The sequence below is a fragment of the Pedobacter psychrotolerans genome, assembly GCF_004340665.1.
Taxonomy (GTDB): domain Bacteria; phylum Bacteroidota; class Bacteroidia; order Sphingobacteriales; family Sphingobacteriaceae; genus Pedobacter; species Pedobacter psychrotolerans.
This window is the reverse complement of record NZ_SLWO01000022.1, coordinates 1-1567: the sequence shown is the minus strand read 5'-3', so window position 1 is coordinate 1567 and position 1567 is coordinate 1. Positions and strand designations below refer to the sequence as shown.

The following is a 1567-nucleotide window of genomic DNA, read 5'->3' as shown; positions in this document are numbered from 1 at the left end:
TTCAGTCCTTTCTCTGTTATACAGAACTTTAAGCTTTCTACAATTATCTCTTTATAACATTCTCTACTAAAAACATCTATCCAGTTTACAACAGCAAAGGTTATAAAATGTGGTATGCTACTATCGTCAAACCTATATTTTGTTGCCATGGGTAATGCATTTCATTTTTTAAATTTTATTCCCAAACAATTATTCGTAACTATTTCAGAGCTGTTTTTCAGTCGTTTTGTTTCTGCTATATCTTCAGACAAAGTCTTCGTTTACAAGCTAAATTTAAGAGACCGCTGAAAAAGCGAACTCTTAAACCAGAGGGGGGGGTGGGTGGACATTGTAACGTTAAATGTTTTAGATCTTTAAAAATCTTATTTTAGTATGCAATAGCATTTTTTTATTTAAGAGACTGCTAAACTATGATCTCTTTAATAAAAAATCAGTATGAATTGTTATAATAATATTTCACACGCGGCACGCATGCGCCAGCGAGGAGGTTAAAACTATTGTTTTTTATGCTTTTGACAATATCTTATTCTTAAGGTATACAAAATTTACCTCTTAGCTCCATCCAATGGCGGCTGTAATAAAAAATCTCTCCATCCAATTACAATTTCTTTAAAGTCAATAGTTGGAATAGAAAAAAAATCATCAGAATAATTTGAATAAAAATCTGTCCTGGTTTTGTGAATATAAAAAAGAACAGTAGTCCCACCTTTTTCTATACCTTCTTCAGTTTCTGGCCCCTCTAAGGCACGAGCTATATCTAATAACAATTCAGAGGTATAATAATCAGGTTTTTTAATGCTTATTAAAAAACCACCTAAATCATTTATGTTTATATCGATTAATTTTTCATTATTTGGGCCTCGTCCCAAATCAATTTTTAAATTTTCAAATCTGATTTGATATTTATCAATGATTTCTTTTCTCATGTTCTTAATATTATAATTATAAATCGGGATGGGCGCTCGTAATAATATCGTTTCTAAGATAAAACCTAACCCTAACACCATCAGACATCTCTCCAGTATATTGTGAATATTTGAAGTACTTTTTATTACCCCAAGCTAAAGCCAATTCTTGTTGTAATTTCTGTTTAGTCCAGTCTGGAAAAAAAGTACTACTATATCCCTCTTGGGTGGGTTTTGTAAGCCACCCACCCGCACCATTTTTATAATCTTTACTAAAGATTTCAAGTTTAGCCCTATAATAGGTATCATGAGGAGGATCAAAATATTTTTTAATTTCATTACCATTTTGATCTTCCACAATTCGTCCTAAACCATTTCTTCCTGTTTTTTCTAATGCGTCTTTGTGATGTACCCCTTTTCTTGACCATTTGTGACTGTCAGGATGGGGCGCAGGAAGGTGTTTATACTTTTCGATTAATTTACCCTCCCCTTCTGGTTTAAGTGTTCCAAAGGATCACTTAAACCTTTTCTTAAAGCCAGGTCTCCAGACCGAAATACAACCTCTAAATAAACATTATTGGCACTAAACCTTCTCTTTCTTCATAATAATCTACAGCGCTGCTATACTTATAATACTGTGCTTCTGTAACTAAACCAGCGGT

At 32.8% G+C, this 1567-nt stretch carries 2 protein-coding genes; both read right to left on the bottom strand.

Annotation, left to right across the window (positions count from 1 at the left end; genetic code table 11):
• Positions 1-545 precede the first annotated feature (545 nt).
• Entirely contained in the window at positions 546-926 is a 381-nt protein-coding gene (locus tag EV200_RS21660; RefSeq protein ID WP_132536551.1) for a hypothetical protein, read from the bottom strand.
• A 16-nt stretch (positions 927-942) separates the two neighbouring features.
• A complete protein-coding gene (locus tag EV200_RS21655; protein WP_229676901.1) occupies positions 943-1263 on the bottom strand; it encodes an EndoU domain-containing protein in 321 nt (106 codons plus the stop codon).
• Positions 1264-1567 lie beyond the last annotated feature (304 nt).